21 protein-coding genes and 1 pseudogene are annotated in these 23,849 nt (G+C 61.5%); 11 read left to right on the top strand and 11 right to left on the bottom strand.

What is annotated here, in order from left to right:
- The first annotated feature begins 84 nt into the window (after nucleotides 1–84).
- The 11 genes and pseudogenes from ubiE (at nucleotide 85) to AC1DRN_RS02340 (ending at nucleotide 8,281) form a co-directional block, all read left to right on the top strand.
- Nucleotides 85–855 carry a bifunctional demethylmenaquinone methyltransferase/2-methoxy-6-polyprenyl-1,4-benzoquinol methylase UbiE gene (ubiE, locus tag AC1DRN_RS02290; protein ID WP_007989286.1) on the top strand — a complete coding sequence of 257 codons (771 nt, stop codon included), beginning with the start codon at nucleotides 85–87 and terminating at the stop codon, nucleotides 853–855.
- On the top strand, nucleotides 855–1,478 hold the full coding sequence (locus AC1DRN_RS02295) for a ubiquinone biosynthesis accessory factor UbiJ (protein WP_223457786.1): 624 nt from the start codon (nucleotides 855–857) through the stop codon (nucleotides 1,476–1,478). Before ubiE ends, AC1DRN_RS02295 begins: the two co-directional genes overlap by 1 nt.
- The gene (ubiB, locus tag AC1DRN_RS02300; RefSeq protein WP_223457788.1) at nucleotides 1,475–3,079 is read left to right on the top strand and encodes a ubiquinone biosynthesis regulatory protein kinase UbiB; all 1,605 of its coding nucleotides are present in this window, start codon (nucleotides 1,475–1,477) and stop codon (nucleotides 3,077–3,079) included. Before AC1DRN_RS02295 ends, ubiB begins: the two co-directional genes overlap by 4 nt.
- Before the next feature lie 91 nt (nucleotides 3,080–3,170).
- Complete coding sequence (hisI, locus tag AC1DRN_RS02305) at nucleotides 3,171–3,572, top strand: phosphoribosyl-AMP cyclohydrolase (RefSeq protein WP_150796910.1); 402 nt, start codon at nucleotides 3,171–3,173, stop codon at nucleotides 3,570–3,572.
- On the top strand, nucleotides 3,565–3,897 hold the full coding sequence (locus AC1DRN_RS02310) for a phosphoribosyl-ATP diphosphatase (RefSeq protein WP_008047820.1): 333 nt from the start codon (nucleotides 3,565–3,567) through the stop codon (nucleotides 3,895–3,897). Before hisI ends, AC1DRN_RS02310 begins: the two co-directional genes overlap by 8 nt.
- A 25-nt stretch (nucleotides 3,898–3,922) precedes the next feature.
- Nucleotides 3,923–4,195, top strand: a complete 273-nt coding sequence (locus AC1DRN_RS02315; protein ID WP_108216223.1) for a twin-arginine translocase TatA/TatE family subunit — start codon at nucleotides 3,923–3,925, stop codon at nucleotides 4,193–4,195.
- A gap of 10 nt (nucleotides 4,196–4,205) precedes the next feature.
- Nucleotides 4,206–4,646, top strand: a complete 441-nt coding sequence (gene tatB, locus AC1DRN_RS02320; RefSeq protein ID WP_223457790.1) for a Sec-independent protein translocase protein TatB — start codon at nucleotides 4,206–4,208, stop codon at nucleotides 4,644–4,646.
- The gene (gene tatC / locus AC1DRN_RS02325; RefSeq protein ID WP_223457793.1) at nucleotides 4,643–5,437 is read left to right on the top strand and encodes a twin-arginine translocase subunit TatC; all 795 of its coding nucleotides are present in this window, start codon (nucleotides 4,643–4,645) and stop codon (nucleotides 5,435–5,437) included. The genes tatB and tatC overlap by 4 nt, the downstream gene beginning before the upstream one ends.
- Nucleotides 5,434–6,141: a 16S rRNA (uracil(1498)-N(3))-methyltransferase gene (locus AC1DRN_RS02330; protein ID WP_223457795.1), complete on the top strand. Its 708-nt coding sequence runs from the start codon at nucleotides 5,434–5,436 to the stop codon at nucleotides 6,139–6,141. Before tatC ends, AC1DRN_RS02330 begins: the two co-directional genes overlap by 4 nt.
- A gap of 223 nt (nucleotides 6,142–6,364) precedes the next feature.
- A pseudogene (locus tag AC1DRN_RS02335) lies at nucleotides 6,365–7,426 on the top strand (methyl-accepting chemotaxis protein); the annotation flags it as partial.
- A gap of 141 nt (nucleotides 7,427–7,567) precedes the next feature.
- Nucleotides 7,568–8,281 carry a methyl-accepting chemotaxis protein gene (locus AC1DRN_RS02340; protein ID WP_411740692.1) on the top strand — a complete coding sequence of 238 codons (714 nt, stop codon included), beginning with the start codon at nucleotides 7,568–7,570 and terminating at the stop codon, nucleotides 8,279–8,281.
- 191 nt (nucleotides 8,282–8,472) lie between these two features.
- On the opposite strand, the gene mdoH is transcribed toward AC1DRN_RS02340, so the two are convergent.
- From mdoH to hutH (AC1DRN_RS02395), 11 genes are all read right to left on the bottom strand, one after another.
- Entirely contained in the window at nucleotides 8,473–11,043 is a 2,571-nt protein-coding gene (mdoH, locus tag AC1DRN_RS02345; RefSeq protein WP_223457799.1) for a glucans biosynthesis glucosyltransferase MdoH, read from the bottom strand.
- The gene (locus tag AC1DRN_RS02350; RefSeq protein ID WP_317851110.1) at nucleotides 11,036–12,850 is read right to left on the bottom strand and encodes a glucan biosynthesis protein G; all 1,815 of its coding nucleotides are present in this window, start codon (nucleotides 12,848–12,850) and stop codon (nucleotides 11,036–11,038) included. Before AC1DRN_RS02350 ends, mdoH begins: the two co-directional genes overlap by 8 nt.
- A gap of 321 nt (nucleotides 12,851–13,171) precedes the next feature.
- The gene (dtd, locus tag AC1DRN_RS02355; RefSeq protein WP_223457803.1) at nucleotides 13,172–13,609 is read right to left on the bottom strand and encodes a D-aminoacyl-tRNA deacylase; all 438 of its coding nucleotides are present in this window, start codon (nucleotides 13,607–13,609) and stop codon (nucleotides 13,172–13,174) included.
- Nucleotides 13,606–14,577, bottom strand: coding sequence for a prolyl aminopeptidase (gene pip / locus AC1DRN_RS02360; RefSeq protein WP_223457804.1), 972 nt, complete (start codon nucleotides 14,575–14,577; stop codon nucleotides 13,606–13,608). The genes dtd and pip overlap by 4 nt, the downstream gene beginning before the upstream one ends.
- A 104-nt stretch (nucleotides 14,578–14,681) precedes the next feature.
- Nucleotides 14,682–15,587 carry an alpha/beta hydrolase gene (locus AC1DRN_RS02365; RefSeq protein ID WP_223457805.1) on the bottom strand — a complete coding sequence of 302 codons (906 nt, stop codon included), beginning with the start codon at nucleotides 15,585–15,587 and terminating at the stop codon, nucleotides 14,682–14,684.
- A gap of 153 nt (nucleotides 15,588–15,740) precedes the next feature.
- Nucleotides 15,741–16,697, bottom strand: coding sequence for a choline ABC transporter substrate-binding protein (choX, locus tag AC1DRN_RS02370; RefSeq protein WP_223457806.1), 957 nt, complete (start codon nucleotides 16,695–16,697; stop codon nucleotides 15,741–15,743).
- Between the two features lie 264 nt (nucleotides 16,698–16,961).
- Nucleotides 16,962–17,765, bottom strand: a complete 804-nt coding sequence (gene hutG, locus AC1DRN_RS02375; protein ID WP_223457807.1) for an N-formylglutamate deformylase — start codon at nucleotides 17,763–17,765, stop codon at nucleotides 16,962–16,964.
- A 10-nt stretch (nucleotides 17,766–17,775) separates the two neighbouring features.
- The gene (gene hutI, locus AC1DRN_RS02380; RefSeq protein ID WP_223457808.1) at nucleotides 17,776–18,981 is read right to left on the bottom strand and encodes an imidazolonepropionase; all 1,206 of its coding nucleotides are present in this window, start codon (nucleotides 18,979–18,981) and stop codon (nucleotides 17,776–17,778) included.
- A gap of 17 nt (nucleotides 18,982–18,998) precedes the next feature.
- Nucleotides 18,999–20,405, bottom strand: coding sequence for an amino acid permease (locus tag AC1DRN_RS02385; RefSeq protein ID WP_223457809.1), 1,407 nt, complete (start codon nucleotides 20,403–20,405; stop codon nucleotides 18,999–19,001).
- 110 nt (nucleotides 20,406–20,515) lie between these two features.
- On the bottom strand, nucleotides 20,516–22,048 hold the full coding sequence (gene hutH / locus AC1DRN_RS02390; protein WP_223457810.1) for a histidine ammonia-lyase: 1,533 nt from the start codon (nucleotides 22,046–22,048) through the stop codon (nucleotides 20,516–20,518).
- A 113-nt stretch (nucleotides 22,049–22,161) separates the two neighbouring features.
- A complete protein-coding gene (gene hutH, locus AC1DRN_RS02395) occupies nucleotides 22,162–23,685 on the bottom strand; it encodes a histidine ammonia-lyase (protein WP_477786616.1) in 1,524 nt (507 codons plus the stop codon).
- Nucleotides 23,686–23,849 lie beyond the last annotated feature (164 nt).

The following is a 23,849-nucleotide window of genomic DNA, read 5'->3' on the forward strand; positions in this document are numbered from 1 at the left end:
TTGCCCATCTTACCTTCAGCCTTGCCAAGACAAAGCATGGCTTGGGGATTAGAATGTCGCGCATTCTCTTTTGGTGACAGCGATATGACTGATCAGCGCAAAGGCAGCGATGCCGAACCCACCACTCACTTCGGCTTCAAAAACGTTCCGGAAAGCCAGAAAGCGGAAAAAGTCGCTGAGGTTTTCCATTCGGTAGCCGCCAAGTACGACCTGATGAACGACCTTCTGTCGGGCGGCATGCACCGTTTGTGGAAGCGTTTCGCGATCGAACTGTCGGGCGTGCGCACCGGCAACCGCGTGCTGGATATCGCCGGCGGTACCGGCGACCTGACCCGCAAGTTCTCGCATCTGGTAGGCCCGACCGGCCAGGTCGTGTTGGCCGACATCAACGAGTCCATGCTCAAGGTCGGTCGTGACCGCCTGCTGGACCTCGGCGTGGCCGGCAACGTTGAATTCGTCCAGGCCGATGCGGAAAAACTGCCGTTCCCGGACAACCATTTCGACTGCGTGACCATCGCCTTCGGCCTGCGCAACGTGACCCACAAGGAAGATGCCCTGCGCTCGATGCTGCGCGTGCTCAAGCCTGGCGGCCGTTTGTTGGTTCTGGAGTTCTCCAAGCCGACCAACGCGTTGATGTCCAAGGCCTACGACGCCTACTCGTTCGCCTTCATGCCGCTGATGGGCAAGCTGATCACCAACGACTCGGAAAGCTATCGCTACCTGGCCGAATCGATCCGCATGCACCCGAATCAGGAAACCCTGAAGTCGATGATGGTCGAGGCCGGTTTCGACCGTGTGACCTATCACAACATGACCGCAGGCATCGTCGCCCTGCACCGCGGCATCAAGCCCTGATGCTGCTCGCCGGCCTGCTCGCCAGCGTTGAACTCGGCCTGAACCGGGTGCTGCGTCTCGACAGCACGGCGCTGCCGCGGCTGGCGCATTTGACCGGCAAAGTGATTGCCGTCGATTGCCGCAGCCCGGCGCTGCAACTGTTCATCCTGCCCAGCGACGAAGGCCTGATGCTCGCCTCCCAGTGGGAAACCGGCGCCGACTGTACCCTGCGTGCACCGGCTTCGAGCCTGCTGAAACTGGCCACGAGCAAGGACAAGACCTCGACCCTGCACAGCCCTGAAGTCGAACTCGACGGGGACAGCGGCGTGCTGCTGGAACTGGCGGCGATCCTCCAGGACCTGGAGCTGGACTGGGAGTACGAACTCGCACGCGTGCTGGGCCCTGTGGCCACGCAACTGGTCGGCGGTCACCTGCGCAGCCGCGCCCGCTGGTATCAGCAAGGCTTTGCCAGCCTGGGCCAGAACCTGGGCGAATACCTGGCCGAAGAGTCGCGCACCCTGGTCGGTCAGCGCGAAGCCGAAGCCCGATTCAGTGAACTGGACCAGATCAAGCTCGATCTGGAACGTCTCGAGGCGCGTTTCGAGCGCCTTTCCCGATCCCTCGACCCAAGCGATAACGCATGAAGCTGCTTGCCGTCCGCCGTTTGTTGCGCATCCAGCGCGTCGTGATCCGCTACCGCCTCGATGACCTGCTGTTCGCCCTGCCACTGCCCTGGTTCCTGCGGGCGCTGCGTTATGCCCTGCCGTGGCGCTGGTTCCCGCGCAAGACCCTGGACCTGAGCCGTGGCGCGCGCTTGCGCCTGGCATTGCAGGACCTGGGGCCGATTTTCATCAAGTTCGGGCAGATCCTGTCCACCCGCCGCGACCTGTTGCCCGAAGATATCGCCGACGAACTGATGAAGCTGCAGGACCGCGTTCCGCCGTTCGACTCGCAAGTGTCGGTCAAGCTGATCGAAGAACAACTCGGCAAGAAAATCAGCGAAGTCTTCAGCCGTTTCGACGTCGAGCCGCTGGCCTCGGCCTCAGTGGCGCAGGTGCATGCCGCGCAACTGAAAACCGGTGAAGAAGTGGTGGTCAAGGTGATCCGCCCCGGCCTCAAACCGGTGATCGCCCAGGACCTGGCGTGGCTGTTCATCCTCGCTCGCGCCGCCGAAAAACTCTCGGCCGATGCGCGCCTGCTACACCCGGTGGACGTGGTCAGCGATTACGAAAAAACCATCTACGACGAACTCGACCTGCTGCGCGAAGCGGCCAACGCCAGCCAGTTGAAGCGCAATTTCGACGGCTCGCCGCTGCTGTACGTGCCGCAAGTCCATTGGGACTGGTGTCGGCCGAAAGTGCTGGTAATGGAACGCATCTACGGCATTCAGGTTACCGATCTGGCGACCCTGGCCGACCAGCGTACCGACATGAAAATGCTCGCCGAGCGTGGCGTGGAGATTTTCTTCACCCAGGTGTTCCGCGACAGCTTTTTCCACGCCGACATGCACCCGGGCAATATTTTCGTCAGCACCGTGAATCCGTGGAGCCCGCAGTACATCGCCATCGACTGCGGCATCGTCGGCAGCCTGACCCCGGAAGACCAGGATTACCTGGCGCGCAACCTGTTCGCCTTCTTCAAGCGCGATTACCGTCGCGTGGCGCAGTTGCACATCGATTCGGGCTGGGTGCCGGCAGAAACCAAACTCAACGAATTCGAAGCAGCGATCCGCACGGTGTGCGAGCCGATCTTCGAAAAACCACTGAAGGATATTTCCTTCGGCCAGGTGCTGATGCGCCTGTTCCAGACCGCGCGACGCTTCAACATGGAAGTGCAGCCACAGCTCGTGCTGCTGCAGAAGACCCTGCTGAACATCGAAGGCCTGGGCCGCCAGCTGTACCCGGAGCTCGACCTGTGGAACACCGCGCAGCCGTTCCTCGAACGCTGGATGCGCGAGCGGGTCAGCCCCAAAGCCCTGCTCGGCAACGTGCACAGCCAGGTCGAACAGATCCCGCACCTGGCCAACATGGCCCGCGACCTGCTCGAACGCATGTCCCAACCCCATGCCCTCAACCCGCCGCCAGCGTGGCATCGACGCCGTGACGACTGGTTCCTGCGCCTGCTCGGTACGGCCCATCTGGCCGGTGGCGCGATCCTCGCTGCTGGCGGGCCGCTGAACCAGTTGGCTTACTGGCCGGCCGGCATCATGATGGCCGTCGGTTTGTATCTGGTCGTTCGCCGATAGCCAGTCGCGCAACACGCTGGCACACTGTTTGGACGCTGCATTGAACGTAGGCCCCCGATTACTGAAGTGCGGGCCCGTATCGGAGTCGTAGATGAAGAATTGGCTGGACGAGATCAAGTGGGACGCGGACGGCCTGGTGCCGGCGATTGCCCAGGATCACAAGACCGGGCGCGTCCTGATGATGGCCTGGATGAACCGCGAAGCACTGGAGCTGACCGCTGCCGAGAACCGCGCCATTTACTGGTCGCGCTCCCGTGGCAAGCTGTGGCGCAAGGGCGAAGAGTCCGGCCATGTGCAAACCCTGCACGAGATGCGCCTGGACTGCGACGCCGACGTCATCATCCTGATGGTCGAGCAGATCGGCGACATTGCCTGCCATACCGGCCGCCAGAGCTGCTTCTACCGCGTCTTTGAAAACGGAGACTGGACAACGGTCGACCCGGTGCTCAAAGATCCGCACGCAATCTACTCCGCAGGGCATACACATGAGTGACACACTGACCCGTCTGGCCGAAGTACTGGAAGAGCGCAAAGGCGCCGCCGCCGACAGCTCGTATGTCGCCAGCCTGTATCACAAGGGCTTGAACAAAATTCTGGAAAAAGTCGGCGAAGAGTCGGTCGAAACCATCATTGCCGCCAAGGATGCCGCCATCAGCGGCGACTGCAGCGATGTGATCTACGAAACCGCCGATTTGTGGTTCCACAGCATGGTCATGCTCGCCCAATTGGGGCAGCATCCACAGGCTGTACTCGATGAACTGGACCGTCGCTTCGGTCTCTCCGGACACGCCGAGAAAGCCTCGCGCCCGTCCGCCTGAATAACTATTAGAGAGGAGCAGCAGCATGGGCATTTTTGACTGGAAACACTGGATCGTCATCCTGGTTGTCGTGGTACTGGTGTTCGGCACCAAGAAACTGAAAAACCTCGGCACCGACGTCGGCGAATCGATCAAGGGTTTCAAGAAAGCCATGAACGACGACGAAAAACCGGCTGACCCGAATGCGAACCCGGCCCAACCAGTGCCACCGGTACAGCCACAGGCCTCGGTGAACCAGCCGCACACCATCGACGTGCAGGCACAGAAAGTCGAAGAGCCGATCCGCAAAGACGTGTGAGCACTGACTAATGTTTGGTATCAGCTTCTCTGAACTGCTGCTCGTCGGCCTCGTCGCCCTGCTGGTGCTGGGCCCCGAGCGCTTGCCGGGCGCTGCGCGCACCGCTGGCCTGTGGGTCGGGCGCCTGAAGCGCAGCTTCAACGCGATCAAACAGGAAGTTGAACGTGAAATCGGTGCCGACGAGATTCGTCGGCAACTGCACAACGAGCACATCCTGTCGCTTGAGCAGGAGGCGCGGAAAATCTTCACGCCGACCCAGCAGGAGCCGACGCCGGTGGAGCATGTGGGAGAGCAAACGATTCAGGCTCCCGCCGCTAGCGTCGCAGCACCTGCTGCAACGGCAGAACCTGCACCCGTTGTTGCAGCCACTCCGGTTGAACCCGTTACACCTGCGGCTGCGCCCGTTGCGCCGGCCCCTCATGACCCAACACTGCCGCCGCGAGCCCCATGAGCGACCTTCCCGAAAACGACCAGCACATGCCGCTGGTTTCGCACCTCACCGAGTTGCGTACCCGACTGCTGCGCTGCGTAGCGGCGATTTTCATCATCTTCGCCGGCCTGTTTGCTTTCACCCAGCAGATCTACACCTTCGTCTCCACACCGCTGCGCCAGTACTTGCCAGCCGGCGCGACGATGATTGCCACCGACGTGTCGTCGCCGTTCCTCACGCCACTGAAACTGACGATGATGGTCTCGCTGTTCCTGGCGATTCCGGTGATCCTGCATCAGATCTGGGGTTTCATCGCCCCCGGCCTGTACAAGCATGAAAAACGCATTGCCGTGCCCTTGCTGGTCTCCAGCATCTTTTTGTTCTACGCCGGCATGGCCTTCGCCTATTTCCTGGTGTTCCCGCTGATCTTCAAGTTCTTCGCCTCCGCCACTCCGGCCGGCGTGGAAATGATGACCGACATCACCAGCTACCTCGATTTCGTCATGACGCTGTTCTTTGCCTTTGGCGTGGCGTTCGAAATCCCGGTAGCCGTGGTGCTGCTGGTGTGGATCGGTGTGGTCGACGTCAAATACCTGAAGAAAATCCGCCCGTACGTGATCATCGGCTGCTTCGTGGTCGGCATGATCCTGACGCCGCCGGACATCTTCTCGCAGACCTTGCTGGCCGTGCCGATGTGGCTGTTGTTCGAGATCGGCATCCTGTTTGGCAGCCTGATCAGCAAGCGTGGCGAGCACCCGGACGACCAGCCGGCTGACGACAACAACGACCAGCCGCCAGCGACTCAACCGTGAACCTGCTGCTGCTCATCGAGGCCGACTTCATTGCGGCCGACCGGGTGATCCTGCGTGATCGCCGGTTGACGCACATGCAGGAAGTCCACCGCTGTGAAGTGGGCGACAGCATGCGCGTCGGGCGGATCGGCGGGCTGATGGGCTCGGCAGAAGTGCTGCGCCTGGACGCCGACGAGGCGGAATTGCGCGTCACCCTCGACCAGCCGCCACCGGCCAAGCTGCCATTGACCCTGGTATTGGCTCTGCCACGGCCCAAGATGCTGCGCAGGGTGTTTCAGACCGTGGCGGCCATGGGTGTGCCACGGATCGTGCTGGTCAACAGCTATCGCGTCGAGAAGAGCTTCTGGCAGACGCCGTTCCTGGAGCCCGAGGCGATTCGCGAGCAGTTGATCCTCGGCCTCGAACAGGCACGGGACAGCGTGCTGCCGGAAGTCGTCATCGAGAAGCGCTTCAAACCCTTCGTCGAAGACCGTTTACCGGCGATCACCGAAGGCACCCTCGGCCTGGTGGGGCATCCGGGCAATTACCCGCCCTGCCCTCGCGCACTCAGCGAACCGGTGACCCTGGCCATCGGCCCCGAGGGTGGCTGGATTCCCTACGAGATCGACCTGCTGGGCAAATCCGGCCTGCAACCGGTGCAACTGGGCGAGCGCATCCTGCGCGTCGAAACCGCCGTGACCGCGCTGCTGGCCCGACTCTTCTAAACCAGACACAATCCCCCTGTGGGAGCGAGCTTGCTCGCGATGGCGATTTACCAGCCGCCATTGCAGTGGCAGACACACCGTCATCGCGAGCAAGCTCGCTCCCACAAATTCATCATCTGCCCCGGAAACTCACTTGCCCATACATCGGGCAGCGCCTACAGAACCTCGCGCCCCTGCCGATACACCCCCCATAAAACCAAAATGTGGTCCGGGGAGTTCCAGCATGTACCAATGGCTAGCCGAGAATCTGGGAAACGTCAGCGTCAAACGCAAGCTGGGGATCGGCTTCGGCCTGGTGCTGTTACTGACCCTGCTGATCACCTTCACCGGCTGGAGCGGCCTGAGCGGCGTTACCAGCCGTGGCGATAAACTGGGGTTCATCGCCAGTCTCAACGACCTGACCAAGGACCTGCGCATCGCTCGCCTGGATTACGAGATGCGTCGCGGCGAACAAGGTCCCGGCGCCGTCAACGATCTGTTGGGCAAACTCGAAAGCGGCCTGCAGACCGCTCGCGGCCTGATCGAGCAACCGGCTGATACGGCCATGGTCGATCAACAACTGGCCGCTGTCGCCGAATACCGCCGTGCCTTCAGCGACATGACCCAGGCCGGCGCCCAGCGTGAAGACGCCCGCAGCAAACTCGGCGCCACCGCCGACAACGCCGTGGCCCGCGTCGCCGAAGTGGAAAAATCCGTGCTGCAAGGCGACAGCGTGGCGGCGTTCAACAGCGTGATCGACCTGAGCAAACTGATCCAGCAGGCGCGTTTCCAGGTGCGCGGCTACACCTACAGCGGCAAGAGCGAGGCCGAACAGCCAGCCCTCGACGCGATCGACAACGCCCTGAAGAACCTCGAGAGCCTGCCGGCCAAACTGCCTGAAGAACACATCGCCAACCTGAAACAGGCGACTGATTCGCTGAAGGCCTACCGCGCCGCGGTCAGCCAGTTCCGCGACTCCCAGGTGGCCAGTGCCAAGGCCCTGGTACGCATGTCCGCCCAAGGCGAGATCCTGCTGGACATGAGCCAGAAACTCACCGTCTCGCAAACCGTCGTGCGCGACACCGATGCCGCCCACGCCAAGAACATGCTGACCCTCGCCACTGTGCTGGCCATTGCTTTCGGGCTGCTGGCCGCCTGGGCGATCACCCGACAGATCATCATTCCGTTGAATCAGACCCTGGCTGTCGCCGAACGCGTCGCCAGTGGTGACCTGACCCACAACCTGACGTCGCAGCGCCGCGACGAACTCGGCCAGTTGCAGCGTGCCATGCAGAGCATGACCCAGGGTCTGCGCGAACTGATCGGCGGCATCAGCGATGGCGTCACGCAAATCGCCAGCGCCGCCGAAGAGCTGTCCGCCGTCACCGAGCAGACCAGCGCCGGGGTCAACAGCCAGAAAGTCGAGACCGATCAGGTCGCCACTGCCATGAACGAAATGACCGCCACCGTTCAGGAAGTCGCGCGCAACGCTGAAGAAGCATCCGAAGCAGCAGTCGCTGCTGACCAGCAGGCCCGCGAAGGCGACAAAGTGGTCGGCGAAGCCATCGCCCAGATCGAGCGCCTGGCCGTCGAAGTCGGCAACTCCACCGAAGCCATGGGTCATCTCAAGCGCGAAAGCGACAAGATCGGCAGCGTGCTCGACGTGATCAAATCCGTGGCCCAGCAAACCAACCTGCTGGCGCTCAACGCGGCGATTGAAGCCGCCCGCGCCGGTGAAGCCGGGCGTGGTTTTGCCGTGGTGGCAGACGAAGTCCGCAGCCTGGCCCAGCGCACCCAGAAGTCCACCGAAGAGATCGAAGAGCTGATCGTCGGCCTGCAAAGCGGCACGCAGCAAGTGGCGACCATCATGGACAACAGCCGCAACCTGACCGACAGCAGCGTCGAACTGACCCGCCGCGCCGGCGGCTCACTGGAAAGCATCACCCGCACCGTCTCGGCGATTCAGGCGATGAACCAGCAGATCGCCGCTGCCGCCGAGCAGCAGAGCGCCGTGGCCGAAGAGATCAACCGCAGCGTGCTGAACGTACGGGATGTGTCGGATCAGACGTCGGCAGCCAGTGAGGAGACCGCAGCCTCCAGTGTTGAACTGGCGCGACTGGGTACACATTTGCAGATGCTGGTGGGCAGATTCAAGATTTGAGGTGATGCCGTCGCGGGCAAGCCCGCTCCTACAGGGAATTGCGTTGTACACAACCTTGTGGGAGCGGGCTTGCCCGCGATGGCGGCCTACAGGTCGCCGCAATTAGGGAGCCTGACGCAAGAACGCCTGCGCCCGCTGTCTCACACTGGTCATCGCCGTCAAAAAAAAACCCGCTTTCGCGGGTTTTTTTATTATGCCAACTGAGGCTGTTCGCTCATCGGCTTGAGCGGCAGCAACGGCGCATGGGGATCGGCCTTGACCGACTTGCGCCAGGCGTCCAGCCACTCTGGGTGCCCTTCGCTCCAGACCTGCTCATGCAGGCGGGCCAAAGCCACCGGGTCGCTCAACAGCTGCACACGTTCGTTGTTGGTCAGACCTTCAGGTCCAACCTTCATCGCGTGCCGCACCCGCTCGATCCGCAGCCATTCGATCGGCTCGGCCTGACGGTGACGGGAAGTCGCCAGCGAGCACGCCAGGGCGTTCTGCTGTGGATCGACCACCGAACGGACGAAGCCGTCGTTCAGCGCATGCCAGCGGTTTTCGTGGGTGTACTGGTCGGTGGCCAGCAAGGCCTGCGGCGGATTGTATTCCTCAGGGATCAGGAACAGGCTCTCGTCGCGGGACTTGAGGCCCAAACCGACGCGGCTGGAAATCACCGACACCGGGATCGACAGCATCAAAGAACCGACAATCGGCACCAGCCACCACAGGAAGCTCGGGTTCAGCCAGATCACCAGCATGGCCCAGAAGAAGCCCAGAAGGGTTTGCGGGCCGTGGCGCTTGACCGCTTCGCTCCACGGCGTGGAGTCGTCGTCACGTTGCGGCGAGTTCCAGGTCGCGGCCCAGCCGAGGAACGCGGCGAGGACGAAGCGGGTGTGGAAGATCATCCGCACCGGCGCCAGCAGCATGGAGAACAGCATCTCCAGCAGCATCGACAGGGTCACCTTGAATTTGCCGCCAAACTCTTTCGCGCCCTTGGCCCAGATCAGGATGATGCTCAACAGCTTCGGCAGGAACAGCAGCACGATAGTGGTCGAGAACAGCGCAATCGCTTTGTCCGGGTGCCATTGTGGCCACAGCGGATAAAGCTGACGCGGTTCGAGGAAGTACTGCGGCTCCATCAGCGTGTTGACCGCCAGCAGCGCGGTCGACAGCACCAGGAAGAAGAACCACAACGGCGCCGACAGGTAAGACATCACACCGGTCAGGAACACCGCACGGTGCACCGGGTGCATGCCCTTGACCAGGAACAGGCGGAAGTTCATCAGGTTGCCGTGGCACCAGCGACGGTCTCGCTTGAGTTCGTCCAACAGGTTTGGCGGCAGTTCTTCGTAGCTGCCCGGCAAGTCGTAGGCAATCCACACACCCCAACCGGCACGGCGCATCAGCGCGGCCTCAACGAAGTCGTGGGACAGGATCGAGCCGGAGAACGCGCCTGTACCGGGCAACGGCGCCAGGGCGCAGTGGTCGATGAACGGCTTCATGCGGATGATCGCGTTGTGGCCCCAGTAGTGCGACTCGCCCAACTGCCAGAAGTGCAGACCGGCGGTGAACAGCGGGCCGTACACACGAGTGGCGAACTGCTGCATGCGCGCATACAGGGTATCCATGCCTGACGCACGTGGCGCGGTCTGGATAATCCCGGCGTCCGGCGTGGCTTCCATCAGGCGCACCAGACTGGTCAGGCACTCGCCGCTCATCACCGAGTCGGCGTCGAGTACGACCATGTACTTGTAGTCACCGCCCCAACGACGGCAGAAGTCATCGAGGTTGCCGCTTTTACGTTTTACGCGACGACGACGGCGGCGATAGAAGATCTTGCCGAAGCCCCCGGCTTCACGGCAGACATCCAGCCAGGCCTGTTGCTCGGCGACACAGATATCGGCGTCGTTACTGTCGCTGAGGACGAAGAAGTCGAAGCGGTCCAGGTCACCCGTGGCCGCGACCGACTCGAAAGTCGCGCGCAAACCGGCGAATACCCGTGGCACGTCTTCGTTGCAGATCGGCATCACCAGGGCGGTGCGCGCATCCTTGGGAATCGGCTCGTTGCCGGCACTTTTACCGGAGATACGGTATTTATCGTGGCCGGTCAGCAATTCGAGGAAGCCCATCAGTGCGGTCCAGAAACCGGCCGATACCCAGCAGAACAGAATCCCGAACAGGATCAGGATGCTGGTCTGCAACGCATACGGCAGCACTTGCGTGGCGGTTTGCAGCAGCGGTTGGTGCAGCACTTCGTTGAGGTCGACGAACGACCAGCCCTGGTACGGCATGATGCCTTTCATGTACCAGCCGGCAACGATGGTCTGGCCGAGCATCAGCAGCAACAGAATGTAGCGACGGATCGAACCCACGGTGCGCCAGCGCGCGGCAGGCAACACCCGTTCGTCCTTCGGCGGCTTCGGCGGGTTGGTTCGACCGGTCATCCGGCGCCAGCCACGCACCAGAATGTTGGTGCGCCACGGCTCCGGCACGACCTTGGTCCGCCGGATCGGCGGGGTCGCCTTGAGGCAGACCCGGCCGTTGGCGTCGAGCGCCAGCATTTCCGCGTCCTGCAGCTCCTCGGCGGTGCTCAGGGTCAGGCGTTTGCCGACCGAAGCCTGGGCGGCTTCGGTCGGGGCATCGAACGTCGATGACGACAGGCGTTCGTGCAATTCGCTGAAAGACTGGCAGCCCGCGAGTTCCGCGCGCTGCTCGTCGGTCATCGGCAGATGCGCCAGATACTCGGAGAGAGTTTCTGGCCGTACTTGAGAGTTACTCATCGGCAGGCAACTGATAGCTCCAGGTTTCGGTCAGGACTTCTTCAGTCGGGGCCGATTCCGGTGTGGCTGGGGCCGCGTCGGCAGCGGCAGGCTGCTTGGCGTCTTTATTGGCCTTGTCCTTGGCCTCTGCAGCAGGCTTCGCTTCAGACTGCTTGGCCTCCGCTTGCTTGGCTTCCTTGTCCGCTTTCTCTTGTTGCTTGGCGGCAACCTTGTCGGCCTTGGCAACCGACGAGTTCGACGACGGGATCGAAGTCTTGGCCAGGTCCGCCGGCACAATATTCTGCACCAGTGCAGCACGCATTTCAGTGGCCTTGCCCGGATCCTTGATCTTCATCCGCAGGGTCAGGCGCCAGCCCTTGGTTTCAGGGTTGTAGCGCACGCTGTTTTCCACCAGTTCGGCGTTGTCGCCGATGCTGACCTGGCTGCGAACTTCCGCATCTGCCGGCAATGCCGCCAGAGACGGGCCTTCGAAGTCCACCAGATAGGCAACGCTGCCGTCCGGCTGACGAATCAGGTTGGACTGTTTGACGTCACCGGTGGAACGCAGGGTCTGTTTGACCCAGGCGCTGTCCGGCGCGTGAATCGTCTCTTCGTCCATGGTCCAGTGCATACGATAAGCGACATCGAGCGGCTGGCCAGGTTCCGGCAATTTTTCCGGGTTCCAGAAGGCAACGATGTTGTCGTTGGTTTCGTCGGCGGTCGGAATCTCGACCAGGTCGACCGTGCCCTTGCCCCAGTCACCCTTCGGCTCGATCCAGGCGCTTGGGCGCTTGTCGTAGCGATCGTCGAGGTCTTCGTAGTGGCTGAAGTCACGGCCACGTTGCAGCAGACCGAATCCGCGCGGGTTTTCCACGCTGAAGTTGCTCACGGCCAGGTGTTTCGGGTTGTTCAGCGGACGCCAGATCCACTCGCCGTTGCCGGCATGGATCGCCAGACCGCTGGAGTCGTGCAGCTCGCGACGGTAGTTCAGTACTTTCGACGGCTGGTTGGCGCCGAACAGGTACATGCTGGTCAACGGGGCGATACCCAGCTTGCCGACCTTGTCACGCAGGAACATCTGCGCCTTGACGTCGACGATGGTATCGCTGCCCGGACGCAAAATAAGGCGATAGGCGCCGGTGGCACGTGGCGAATCCAGCAGGGCGAAGATCACCAGGTGCTTGTCGCCTGGCTTGGGCTGCTGAATCCAGAACTCGCGAAAGCGCGGGAATTCTTCGCCGGACGGCAACGCGGTATCAAGCGCCATGCCGCGAGCGGACAAGCCATAGACGTGACCCTTGCCGACGACGCGGAAGTAGCTCGCGCCGAGCATGGTCATGATTTCGTCTTGCTTGTCGGCCTTGTTGATCGGGTACAGCACACGGAAACCGGCATAACCCAGTTGTTCAGTGGCCTTGGGATCGAACTGCATGTCGCCGAAATCGAAACGACTCGGGTCGTATTTGATCTCTTCGACGGTGTTCGCAGTGATTTCGTTGATTTTCACCGGCGTATCGAAATGCATGCCCTGGTGATAGAAGGACAGCTTGAACGGCGTCTTCTGATCAGCCCATTCGGCTTTTTCCGTCAAAAAGCGAATTTTCTGATAGTCCGCGAATTTCATGTCGCGGAACTCGTTCGGCAGGTTACTGCGCGGCGCTTCGTATTTCTGCCCGGCCAGCTCTTTTGCCTTGGCCGATACATCATCCAGACTAAATGCCCAAAGCTGGCCGGCGCTGAGCAGGCAGAGCAATGCAGAGCCCGCTACCAGGGCGCTGCGTAACCGTTTGGCAGACAATTTTGGTGCGTTACAGGGACTAACAATCACGAGCAACCCTCGCCGAAAACAGATCAAAAAACCAACGGCCAGTTAAAGGGTCTGCACGGTGTACGGTATGAAAAAACCGCCCTTGCAAACCACTCTTGCCAAGTTGGCGAGCATTGTTCCGACTCCGCTGGGGCGAAATGATTCCCCAATCGGATCCGGACAAGTCTCTACCTAAGTCAAAATGGACCAACGAACGCTGATCCCCGTAGCGCGCGATTATCTAGTAGGCCGCGTTACAACGCATCAGGGGTAACAAAGTATTTATCGCGAAAAAGCCCTGCTTTCAGTCGAATTGAGCGTAAAAACTTGTTTCAAACGCTTTCAGGTCTGTAACAGGAAGGTTACCGGGCCATCATTGACCAGGTGCACCTGCATATCCGCGCCGAATCTACCTGATGCCACAGTGCCATGCACCTGTTTCGCTTTGTTTAATAAATAGTCGAATAGCTCCTCGCCCAGCGCCGGAGGGGCCGCAGTCGAAAAACTCGGACGCAGCCCGTTTTTAGTATCGGCAGCCAGAGTGAACTGAGAGACCAGCAGCAGCCCGCCGCCCACATCCGCCAAGGATAGATTCATCTTGCCCTCAGCGTCACTGAACACCCGATAGTTAAGCAGCTTATTGAGAAGTTTGTCGGCGCTGGCCCGCGTGTCGTCGGGCTCGACGGCTACCAGGACCAGCAATCCCTGATCGACGGCACCTACGACTTCGCCCGCGACCTCGACCCGCGCGCCGCGCACCCGTTGCAACAGGCCCTTCATGCTTCTTCAGGCGGCAGGTCAAGCAGTCGCCGGGCCATCAGATTGGCGGCGCGCACCAGCGCGTCGGTGATGCCCGGTTCGGAAGCGGCATGACCGGCATCGCGGATGACCTGCAGTTCGCTGTTCGGCCAGGCTTGATGCAATTCCCAGGCGTTATCCAGCGGGCAGATCACGTCATAGCGACCATGGATGATCACGCCGGGCAAATGGGCGATCTTGTCCATGTTGCGGATCAACTGGTTCGGCTCCAGGAAGGCGTGGTTGCTGAAGTAGTGGCATTCGATGCGGGCAATCGACAATGCACGCTGCGGCTCGGAGAAACGATCGACCACCAGCGGGTTAGGACGCAGGGTCGCGGTGCGGCCCTCCCAGGTGGACCAGGCCTTGGCCGCGTGCATCTGGGCAATCTGGTCGTTGCCGACCAGACGCTTGTGGAACGCGGTAAGCAAGTCATTGCGCTCGTCCAGCGGGATCGGCGCGATGTAGTCCTGCCAGTAATCGGGGAACAGGCGGCTGGCGCCGGACTGGTAGAACCATTCGATTTCCTGCGGACGGCAGAGAAAGATCCCGCGCAGGATCAGACCGTGTACACGTTCAGGATGGGTTTGTGCGTAGGCCAGCGCCAGGGTCGAACCCCATGAGCCGCCAAACAGCACCCATTTGTCGATTCCCAGGTGCTGGCGAATCCGCTCGAGGTCGGCGACCAGATCCCAGGTGGTGTTGTTTTCCAGGCTGGCGTGGGGCGTGGAGCGACCGCAACCGCGCTGATCGAACGTGACAATGCGATAGAGATTGGGATCGAAGAAGCAACGACTCTGGGCATCACATCCGGCACCGGGACCACCATGGATGAACACCACGGGCAAACCTTCCGGTGAACCGCTTTCGTCGACATACAGCGTGTGAGTCTCGTCGACGGCCAGATCGTGCCGGGCGTGGGGTTTGATCTGCGGGTACAAAGTCTGCATTGCGCACTCCGTAAGGGGTCAAGGTCATCCCTGGGGGGACTTCTATTATTCTGCCGTCCGGCATCATAAACCCGAATTACGTCAATGAGCATGCCCGTGCGAAGTCAGAGTTTCGCCGCCAGATATCCGAACAAGGTTTCGTACAGCGTATCGACCTCGGCCACCTGCCCGCGAGCCCGCAAACAGCCATGAACCAAACCCTCGCCGACATATAGCGTGGCAGCCACGCCCGCAGCCTTCAGTCGCTCGGCATACAGCACGCCGTCATCGCGCAACGGGTCGAATTGCGCCACCGCGATCCATGCCGTTGGCAGACCGCTGAAATCCGTGGCGAGCAATGGCATGGCGTAGGCGTTCGGATGACGGGTGCCTTGCAGGTAGAGCGCGTGATAGCAATCGACGTCACTGCTGCTGAGTAACGGCGCGTCGATGCACTCACTGCGCGATGGCAGCCGGTAATCGCCGCCCAATCCCGGATAGATCAGAATCTGCGCGCACGGCAGCGGCTCGCCGGTATCGCGCAGCGCCAGGCACAACGCCGCCGCGAGGTTGCCACCGGCACTGTCGCCGGCCACCAGCATGCGCGCAGGGTCGAGTTGAAACGGCCTGGTGAGCAGTGCTCGCCAGACCTTCAGGCAATCATCGAACCCGGCGGGAAACGGATGCTCCGGCGCCAGGCGGTAATCGACGGCGATCACCCGTACACCCAGTGTCGATGCCAATTCGGCGCAGATGAAATCGTGGGAGTCCAGGCCCCCCACCACCCAGCCACCGCCATGCAGGTAAACGATGCACGACGCACCGCTGGCCGGTGGTTGATAGGAACGAACCGCAACACCGGCCAACTCGAAATCAACCACAGACAACCCGGCAGGGCGCGCCGGGGTAAACGCCCGGCACATCTCGCTGTAAGCCTGGCGCAATCCGGCGATGCTGCTGTCGGTGCTGTTGAAACTGACGGTTTTCTCGACGAATGCCGTCATTTGCTCGGAAAGCGGGTAAGGAGTCATTAGCCTGGTGCCCGTTCAGGGAGATGTGTGGTGACCACCTGTGGGAGCGAGCTTGCTCGCGATAGCGGTAGGACATTCAAAATTGATGTCAACTGATACGCCGCCATCGCGAGCAAGCTCGCTCCCACAGGTCTTGCACAGAGCAGACAGGGGTCAGTTCTTCAGGCTGGCCTGAACCGTCGCCACGCTATCCTTGCCATCGAAGCTGCTGACACCCGCCAGCCAGCGCTGCAAGTCTTCGGGATGGTCACGCAGCCATTTTTTCGCGACATCCTGAGCTGTCTGGCGCTCCATGATCGGCACCATCAACTGGCTTTCCTGGGCGGCGCTGAACGTGAGGTTTTCCAGCAGGCGATTGACGTTCGGGCAACGCTGGGCGTAATCCGGCGCGGTTACGGTGGAAACGGTCGCGGCACCTTCATTCGGCCCATAGACATCTTCGCTGCCGGTCAGGTAGTTGATTTTCATGTTGATGTTCATCGGGTGCGGGGTCCAGCCGACGAACACCACGAATTCCTTGCGATTCACCGCCCGCTGCACGGCCGCCAGCATCCCGGCCTCACCGGACTCGATCAGTTTGAAATCCTTCAGGCCGAAGTGATTGGTCTCGATCATGGTCTTGATCGTGGTGTTGGCGCCGCTGCCCGGCTCGATGCCGTAGATCTTGCCACCTAGCTGATCCTTGAATCTGGCGATGTCGGCGAAGGTTTTCAGCCCGGCCGCCGCCACATAGTCCGGGACCGCGAGGGTGGCCTGGGCATCGGCCAGGCTCGGGTTGTCCATGACCTTGACCTGATTGGCAGCTACGAACGGTGCGATGTTTTTATCCATCGCCGGTTTCCAGTAACCAAGGAAGATGTCCAGGCGGTTGTCGCGGATGCCGGCGAAGATGATTTGCTGCACGGCGCTGGTTTGCTTGCTTTCATAGCCAAGACCGTTGAGCAGCACATCGGCCATGCCACTGGTGGCGATCACGTCGGTCCAGTTGACCACGCCCATGCGCACGGTTTTGCAGGAAGCGTCGTCCGCGGCCATGGCGCCGGCGCTCAACAGAGCGGTGCCGCAGAAGATTGAGAGACAGCGGGTGAACAGACCTTTGGGGCTTGTCATAGAGAGCATTCTCGTGCGGCAGCGGATTATTGTCGGGGCGGTGTCTTTGTGCACCGTGGCCAGAACATTACGCAGCAGACGAGCGGTAGAAGCGAACTGTGGCGACCGTGTTTTGCACGGTGGCGACTGTCATGAGCAGATATTGAGGCATATGAAAACCTGTGGGAGCGAGCTTGCTCGCGATGAGGCCATGACATTCAACATTGATGTTGCCTGCCAGGCCGCCATCGCGAGCAAGCTCGCTCCCACAAGTTATGCGGCAGGTTAGCGGTTGTAGTGCTTCTCGCCCCAGGCCAACAACCCTTGCAGCAACTCCTTCAACACCACCCGCGTCGGCTCCGCCAGGTCCGGGCGATAACGGAACGGCTCGAACTCCTCCATATACGTGCACTGCCCCAGCTCCAGCTGCACGGCGTGGATGTTCTCGGCCGGATTGCCGTAATGACGGGTGATGTGCCCGCCCTTGAAGCGCCCGTTGAGCACGTGGGTGTAATTGTCGTGAAGCGCGCAGATCGCTTCCAGTTGGGTCGCAAGCTGTGGATCGCAACTGGCGCCATTGAAGGTACCAAGGTTGAAGTCCGGCAGTTTACCGTCGAACAGGTGCGGGATCAGCGAGCGGATCGAGTGCGCATCGAACAGCAGCGCATAGCCGAACTCGGCCTTCAATCGCGCCAGTTCCTGCTGCAGGGTGCTGTGGTAAGGCGTCCAGATCTGTTCCAGATAGGTCGCACGCTCTTCTTTCGAAGGCTCCAGCCCTTCGCGGAACAATGGCACGCCGTCGAACAGCGTCGCCGGGTACAGGCCCGTGGTTGCGCCCACGTACAGTGGCTTGTCGTCGGACGGCCGGTTAAGGTCGATGACGAACCGCGAGTACTCGGCGGCCAGGGTACTGGCGCCCAGTTCAGCGGCGAAATCGTACAACTGCGGGATATGCCAGTCGGTGTCCGGCAGGCTTTTTGCCTGCGGGATCAACCCGGCTTCGACCGCTGGCGTCAGGCGCACACCGGCGTGTGGCATGCTGATCAGCAGCGGCACGCGGCCTTGTTTGAAGTTCAGAACCTTATCCACAACAGATCTCCTACAGACTTGATTCGACGCCGTGGCGCACGACGCGTTTTTCCAGATCGCCGCCCAGCCAGTAACAGAGGTCGGCCGGACGATCGATTTGCCAGGCGACGAAATCCGCAACCTTGCCCGCCTCCAGCGAACCATGGGTGTCGGCCATGCCCAAGGCCGTGGCGGCGTGAATCGTCGCGCCGGCCAGGGCTTCTTCCGGGGTCATGCGAAAACAGGTGCAAGCCATGTTCAGCATCAGGCGCAACGACAGTGCCGGCGAGGTGCCCGGATTGAGGTCGCTGGCGATGGCGATTTTCACACCGTGCTTGCGCAAGGCATCCATCGGCGGCAATTGGGTTTCGCGCAGGAAGTAAAAGGCGCCGGGCAACAGCACGGCAACCGTACCGGACTTGGCCATGGCAATGGCGTCGTCCTCGGTCATGAACTCCAGGTGATCGGCGGACAGCGCGTGATAACGCGCCGCCAGGCTCGAGCCATGCAGCGACGACAACTGCTCGGCGTGCAGCTTCACTGGCAGGCCCAGTTTCTGGGCGGTAATGAACACCCGCTCGACCTGCGCCGGAGAGAACGCCAGGTACTCGCAGAACGCGTCCACCGCGTCCACCAATCCCTCGGCGGCCAAGGCCGGGAGCATGTCGGCGCAGATGTGATCGATATAGTCGTCAGCGCGGTCCTTGTACTCCGGCGGCAGGGCATGAGCCGCCAGGCAGGTGCTGCGCACGCTGACCGGCAGTTCGGTGCCGAGGCGACGGGCCACACGCAGCATCTTGCGCTCGTTGGCCAGGTCCAGGCCGTAGCCGGACTTGATTTCGATGCTGGTGACGCCGTCGCGCATCAGGCTTTTCAGACGCTTGGCGGCACTGGCGAACAGTTCGTCTTCGCTGGCCGCGCGGGTGGCGCGCACGGTGCTGGCGATACCGCCGCCGCTGGCGGCGATTTGCGCGTAGCTGACGCCTTGCAGGCGCTGTTCGAATTCACCGCTGCGGTTACCGCCGAACACCGTATGAGTGTGGCAGTCGATCAGGCCCGGTGTGACCCAGGCCCCGCTCAAGTCGTTGACGGCCGGGTACTCGCCCGCCGGTAACTCACCGCGCGGGCCGATCCACTCAATGTGCGCTCCTGACGTCACGATGGCCGCGTCCTCGATGATCGAGTAGACGCCTTGTACCATGGTTGCGACGTGGCAGTGTTGCCAGAGAGTTTTCATCCTTGGCCTCCATTAGGTTATCGATGAGAAAAAACAGGGTCCTGTGTCACCAGGGCTGCCTGGCCCGCCGCCGGTTTCACCCACGTCAGGTAAGCCAGCACCAGCAGCACGATCCAGACCACGCCGACGATCAGCGCTGCCTGGGTGTCCGGGAAATAGCCCAGCACGCCGAAAATGAACAGCATGAAGGCAATCGCCGCCGCCGGCGCATAGGGCCAGAGCGGTACCGGGAATTTCAATTGTGCAACCTGCTCGGCGCTCATGGACCGGCGCATGGCCACTTGGGTCACCAGAATCATCAGCCAGACCCACACCGTGGCAAAGGTCGCGATGGAAGCGATCAACAGGAACACGTTTTCCGGGATCAAAAAGTTCAGCAACACGCCCAGCAGCAGCGCGGCGCTCATCACCACCACGGTCATCCATGGCACGCCATTGCGCGACAGGCGCGCGAAGCCCTTGGGTGCATGCCCTTGCTGGGCCAGACCGAACATCATGCGGCCAGCGCCGAAGATGTCACTGTTGATCGCCGAAATCGCCGCCGTGATCACCACGATATTGAGGATGGTGGCCGCCGAGCTGATGCCCAGCTTGTCGAAAATCTGCACGAACGGGCTGCCCTGGCTGCCGATCTGCTGCCATGGAAAGATCGACATCAGCACCAGCATCGTCAGCACGTAAAACAGCAGGATCCGCAACGGTACGGCATTGATCGCCCGGGGCAGCACGTGTTGCGGGTCTTTGGCCTCACCTGCCGTTACGCCGATGATTTCAATACCGCCAAACGCAAACATCACCACCGCGAACGAAGCAATCAGACCGCCCATGCCATTGGGCATGAAGCCACCCTGGGTCCAGAGGTTGCTGATGTCGGTCGCCTGGCCAGGGGCCGAGCTGATGCCGAACAGCATGATGCCGAAACCGCCCAGGATCATCGCGACGATGGCCGCGACCTTGAGCAGCGACAGCCAGAACTCCATTTCACCGAAGACTTTGACGTTGCACAGGTTCAAGCCGCCGACGATGGAAACGACACCCAGCACCCAGATCCAGCGGGAGACCTCCGGAAACCAGAAGCCCATGTAAATACCAAATGCCGTGACGTCGGCCATGCCGACGATGACCATTTCGAATGCGTAGGTCCAACCGAGGATGAAGCCCGCCATCGGCCCAAGATAGGTACTGGCGTATTGGCCAAAGGAACCGGCCACCGGGTTGTGCACCGCCATCTCACCGAGGGCGCGCATGACCATGAACACGGCCGCACCACCTATCAGGTAAGCGAGCAGTACTGCAGGCCCGGCCATTTGAATGGCCGAGGCAGATCCATAAAACAGCCCGGTGCCGATCGCCGACCCCAGCGCCATGAAGCGAATATGTCGGGCAGAGAGCCCGCGTTTCAAACCTTTTTCTGGCTGTTGCATTTCTCGTCCCTAATTATTGTTATTCGACGCAAAATCGAATCGCGAGCAAGCTCGCTCCCACATAGGATTGCATGAAACCTGTGGGAGCGAGCCTGCTCGCGAAGGGGCTATTACAGGCTCGGCAGCAACTTCGTCGTCACCAGTTCGTTCAGGCAACGCGAGGCCAACAATTCAGACGCCGCATTGATGTCCGGCGCGAAGAAGCGGTCTTTCTCATAGAAAGGCACTTCGTTACGCAAAATGCCCCGAGCCTTTTCCAGTTTCGGCGAAGTCTTCAGGCCGTTGCGCAGGTCCAGGCCCTGGACTGCCGCCAGCCATTCCACGGCGAGAATCCCACGGGTGTTCTCGGCCATTTCCCACAGACGCTTGCCAGCCGCCGGAGCCATCGATACGTGGTCTTCCTGGTTGGCGGAAGTCGGCAGGCTGTCCACCGAATGCGGATGGGACAGCGCCTTGTTCTCGCTGGCCAGTGCCGCCGCGGTCACTTGGGCGATCATGAAGCCGGAGTTCACGCCACCGTTGGCCACCAGGAACGGCGGCAGTTGCGACATGTGCTTGTCCATCATCAGTGAGATACGGCGTTCGCTCAGGGAGCCGATTTCAGCGATGGCCAATGCCATGTTGTCAGCGGCCATGGCCACCGGCTCGGCGTGGAAGTTGCCACCGGAGATCACGTCGCCTTCAGCGGCGAACACCAACGGGTTGTCCGACACGGCGTTGGCTTCGATCGCCAGCACTTCAGCCGCTTGACGGAACTGGGTCAGGCACGCGCCCATGACTTGTGGCTGGCAACGCAGGGAGTACGGGTCTTGTACTTTCTCGCAGTTTTCATGGGAGTCGGAGACTTCGCTGCGCTCGCCCAGCAGATCGCGGTACGCGGCGGCGGCGTCGATCTGGCCTTTCTGGCCACGGGCAGCGTGGATGCGTGCGTCGAACGGTGAGCGCGAACCCAGCACCGCTTCAACAGTCAGGCCACCCAGGGCCAAGGCACCAGCGAACAGATCTTCACCTTCGAAAAGGCCACGCAGGGCAAACGCGGTGGAGACTTGAGTGCCGTTGAGCAGCGCCAAACCTTCTTTGGCGGCCAGGGTCAGCGGGGTCAGACCGGCGACTTTCAACGCTTCGGTGGCTTCCATCCACTCGCCTTTGTAGCGCGCCTTGCCTTCGCCCAGCAGCACCAGCGACATGTGCGCCAGAGGCGCCAGGTCACCGGACGCACCGACCGAACCTTTCAGAGGAATGTGCGGGTACACCTCGGCGTTGATCAGGGCGATCAGTGCATCGATCACCACACGACGGATGCCGGAGAAACCACGGCTCAGGCTGTTGACCTTGAGCACCATGATCAGACGCACCAGCTCATCGCTGATCGGCTGGCCGACACCGGCGGCGTGGGACAGTACCAGCGAGCGCTGCAGGTTTTCCAGATCTTCGCTGGCGATGCGGGTCGAGGCCAGCAGGCCGAAACCGGTGTTGATGCCGTAGGCGGTGCGGTTCTCGGCGAGGATCTGTTCCACGCAGGCAACGCTGGCTTCGATCTGGGCCGAGGCGCTGTGGTCGAGGGTCAGTTTCACCGGCTGCTGATAGACGTCACGCAGTTGGGCGAGGGCCAGTTGGCCGGGAATCAGGTTTAGCGCAGTCATTTTGTGCTCCTTTTGAGAGTTGTTGTTAACTCACCAGACGCTCCGGAGATGTCCGTTGTCCGTCGCGTCTGCCTTTTGGGGAGACGCGCCTTGGCACGCTGGTGTTGTTGAAATCAGTTCAGGTTAGGAAAAGCGTTGTGCAGCAAAATCGGGTCTTTCAATACCGCGGCAGCGGCGGCGATGTCCGGTGCCAACCAGCGATCCTGGTCGTAGGGGGCAACGTGCTCACGCAGCAGACGCCAGGCAGCATCGGTGCCTGCGCCAAAGCGTTGTTCTTTGAGGAACTCGAACGCCTGGGCCGCCAGCAAATACTCAATGGCGAGGATCTGCGTGCAGTTTTCCAGCGCGCGGTGCAGCTTCAGCGCGGCGTTGGTGCCCAGGCTCAGGTGATCTTCCTGCAGGCCCGAGGTCACGTAGTTATCCAGCACCGCCGGTTGCGCCAGTTGACGATTCTCCGCGCACAGTGAAGCGGCCACGTATTGCACGATCATCATCCCGGAGTTCACCCCCGGATTGGCCACCAGGAAGGCCGGCAGGCCACTGACATGCGGGTTGATCAAGCGGTCCAGGCGACGCTCGGCGATGGAGCCGATTTCCGCCATGGCAATCGCCAGCAGGTCCGCCGCCATTGCCACGGACTGGCCGTGGGGGTTGGCCTGGGACACCACGCGGTAATTGTCTGCGGTGCCCAGCACCAGCGGGTTGTCGGTGGCGCCGTTGAGTTCGGTTTCGATCTGTTTGGTCGCATGCACCAGTTGATCGCGTGCGGCGCCGTGCACCTGCGGGATCGAGCGGATGCTCAGGGCATCTTGCGTACGAATGCCTTTGCTCTGGGCGATCACTTCGCTGCCGTCGAGCAAGGCTCGCAAGTTGATCCCGACCTTTTGCATGCCCGGGTGCGGCTTGAGCGCGATGATCTCGGCATCGAACGCGTCGATCTGCCCACGCTGGGCTTCGAAGCTCATGGCACCAATCACGTCGGCCCATTCCAGCAGGCGCGTAGCATCGRCAATGGCCAGGCAGCTCAGGCCGGTCATGCACGGTGTGCCGTTGACCAGGCACAAACCGTCCTTGGCGCCGAGCTTGACTGGTTGCAGGCCCTCTTCGGCCAGCGCTTGCTGCGCGGAAACGATCTGACCGCGATAGCTGACATTGCCGACGCCCAGCAGGGCGATGCCGATGTGGGCCATGTGGGTCAGATAGCCCACGGAACCCTGGGACGGCACTTGCGGGGTGATGCCACGGTTGAGCAGCGCCAGCAGTGCTTCGACGACCTGACGGTGCAGACCGGATTTGCCGTGGCTGTAGTTGACGATGGCGGCGCACATGATCGAGCGGGTCTGCTCGTTGCTCAGCGCTGCACCCACGCCGCAAGCGTGGCTGAGCAAGGTGTTGCGCGACAACTGGCTGAGTTGTTCGTCCTGCAGCGAGACGTTGCACAGCGCACCCAAGCCGGTGTTGATGCCGTAGGCACGTTCGCCGCTGGTGACGATGCGCTGGACGATGGCCTGCGCGTTTTCGATGCGCGCCCAGATCGGCGCCGACAGTTCAAGCTGTGCGCCATGACGGGCAACGGCGACCACATCCTGCCAGCTTACCTGCGCTTCGGTGATAACGATTTTTTCAGCCTGGGACATCTTCAACCTCTGCGTACAAACCTGAATATTGATGCAGCTTTTCCGGCCTCATCGCGAGCAAGCTCGCTCCCACAGGTTTTGTGAACACCGGGGACCCACTGTGGGAGCGAGTTTGCTCCGGGCGGCGTTCCGACGATGAGGCCGGCACAGCCGGCACAAACCTT

Source organism: Pseudomonas sp. P5_B3 (genome assembly GCF_056400405.1).

Bases quoted from the DNA above. Each gene is read 5' to 3' on its own strand.
- ubiE (WP_007989286.1), top strand. From the start codon at position 85: ATGACTGATCAGCGCAAAGGCAGCGATGCCGAACCCACCACTCACTTC.
- AC1DRN_RS02295 (WP_223457786.1), top strand. From the start codon at position 855: ATGCTGCTCGCCGGCCTGCTCGCCAGCGTTGAACTCGGCCTGAACCGG.
- ubiB (WP_223457788.1), top strand. From the start codon at position 1,475: ATGAAGCTGCTTGCCGTCCGCCGTTTGTTGCGCATCCAGCGCGTCGTG.
- hisI (WP_150796910.1), top strand. From the start codon at position 3,171: ATGAAGAATTGGCTGGACGAGATCAAGTGGGACGCGGACGGCCTGGTG.
- AC1DRN_RS02310 (WP_008047820.1), top strand. From the start codon at position 3,565: ATGAGTGACACACTGACCCGTCTGGCCGAAGTACTGGAAGAGCGCAAA.
- AC1DRN_RS02315 (WP_108216223.1), top strand. From the start codon at position 3,923: ATGGGCATTTTTGACTGGAAACACTGGATCGTCATCCTGGTTGTCGTG.
- tatB (WP_223457790.1), top strand. From the start codon at position 4,206: ATGTTTGGTATCAGCTTCTCTGAACTGCTGCTCGTCGGCCTCGTCGCC.
- tatC (WP_223457793.1), top strand. From the start codon at position 4,643: ATGAGCGACCTTCCCGAAAACGACCAGCACATGCCGCTGGTTTCGCAC.
- AC1DRN_RS02340 (WP_411740692.1), top strand. From the start codon at position 7,568: ATGAACGAAATGACCGCCACCGTTCAGGAAGTCGCGCGCAACGCTGAA.
- mdoH (WP_223457799.1), bottom strand. From the start codon at position 11,043: ATGAGTAACTCTCAAGTACGGCCAGAAACTCTCTCCGAGTATCTGGCG.
- dtd (WP_223457803.1), bottom strand. From the start codon at position 13,609: ATGAAGGGCCTGTTGCAACGGGTGCGCGGCGCGCGGGTCGAGGTCGCG.
- pip (WP_223457804.1), bottom strand. From the start codon at position 14,577: ATGCAGACTTTGTACCCGCAGATCAAACCCCACGCCCGGCACGATCTG.
- AC1DRN_RS02365 (WP_223457805.1), bottom strand. From the start codon at position 15,587: ATGACTCCTTACCCGCTTTCCGAGCAAATGACGGCATTCGTCGAGAAA.
- choX (WP_223457806.1), bottom strand. From the start codon at position 16,697: ATGACAAGCCCCAAAGGTCTGTTCACCCGCTGTCTCTCAATCTTCTGC.
- hutI (WP_223457808.1), bottom strand. From the start codon at position 18,981: ATGAAAACTCTCTGGCAACACTGCCACGTCGCAACCATGGTACAAGGC.
- AC1DRN_RS02385 (WP_223457809.1), bottom strand. From the start codon at position 20,405: ATGCAACAGCCAGAAAAAGGTTTGAAACGCGGGCTCTCTGCCCGACAT.
- hutH (WP_223457810.1), bottom strand. From the start codon at position 22,048: ATGACTGCGCTAAACCTGATTCCCGGCCAACTGGCCCTCGCCCAACTG.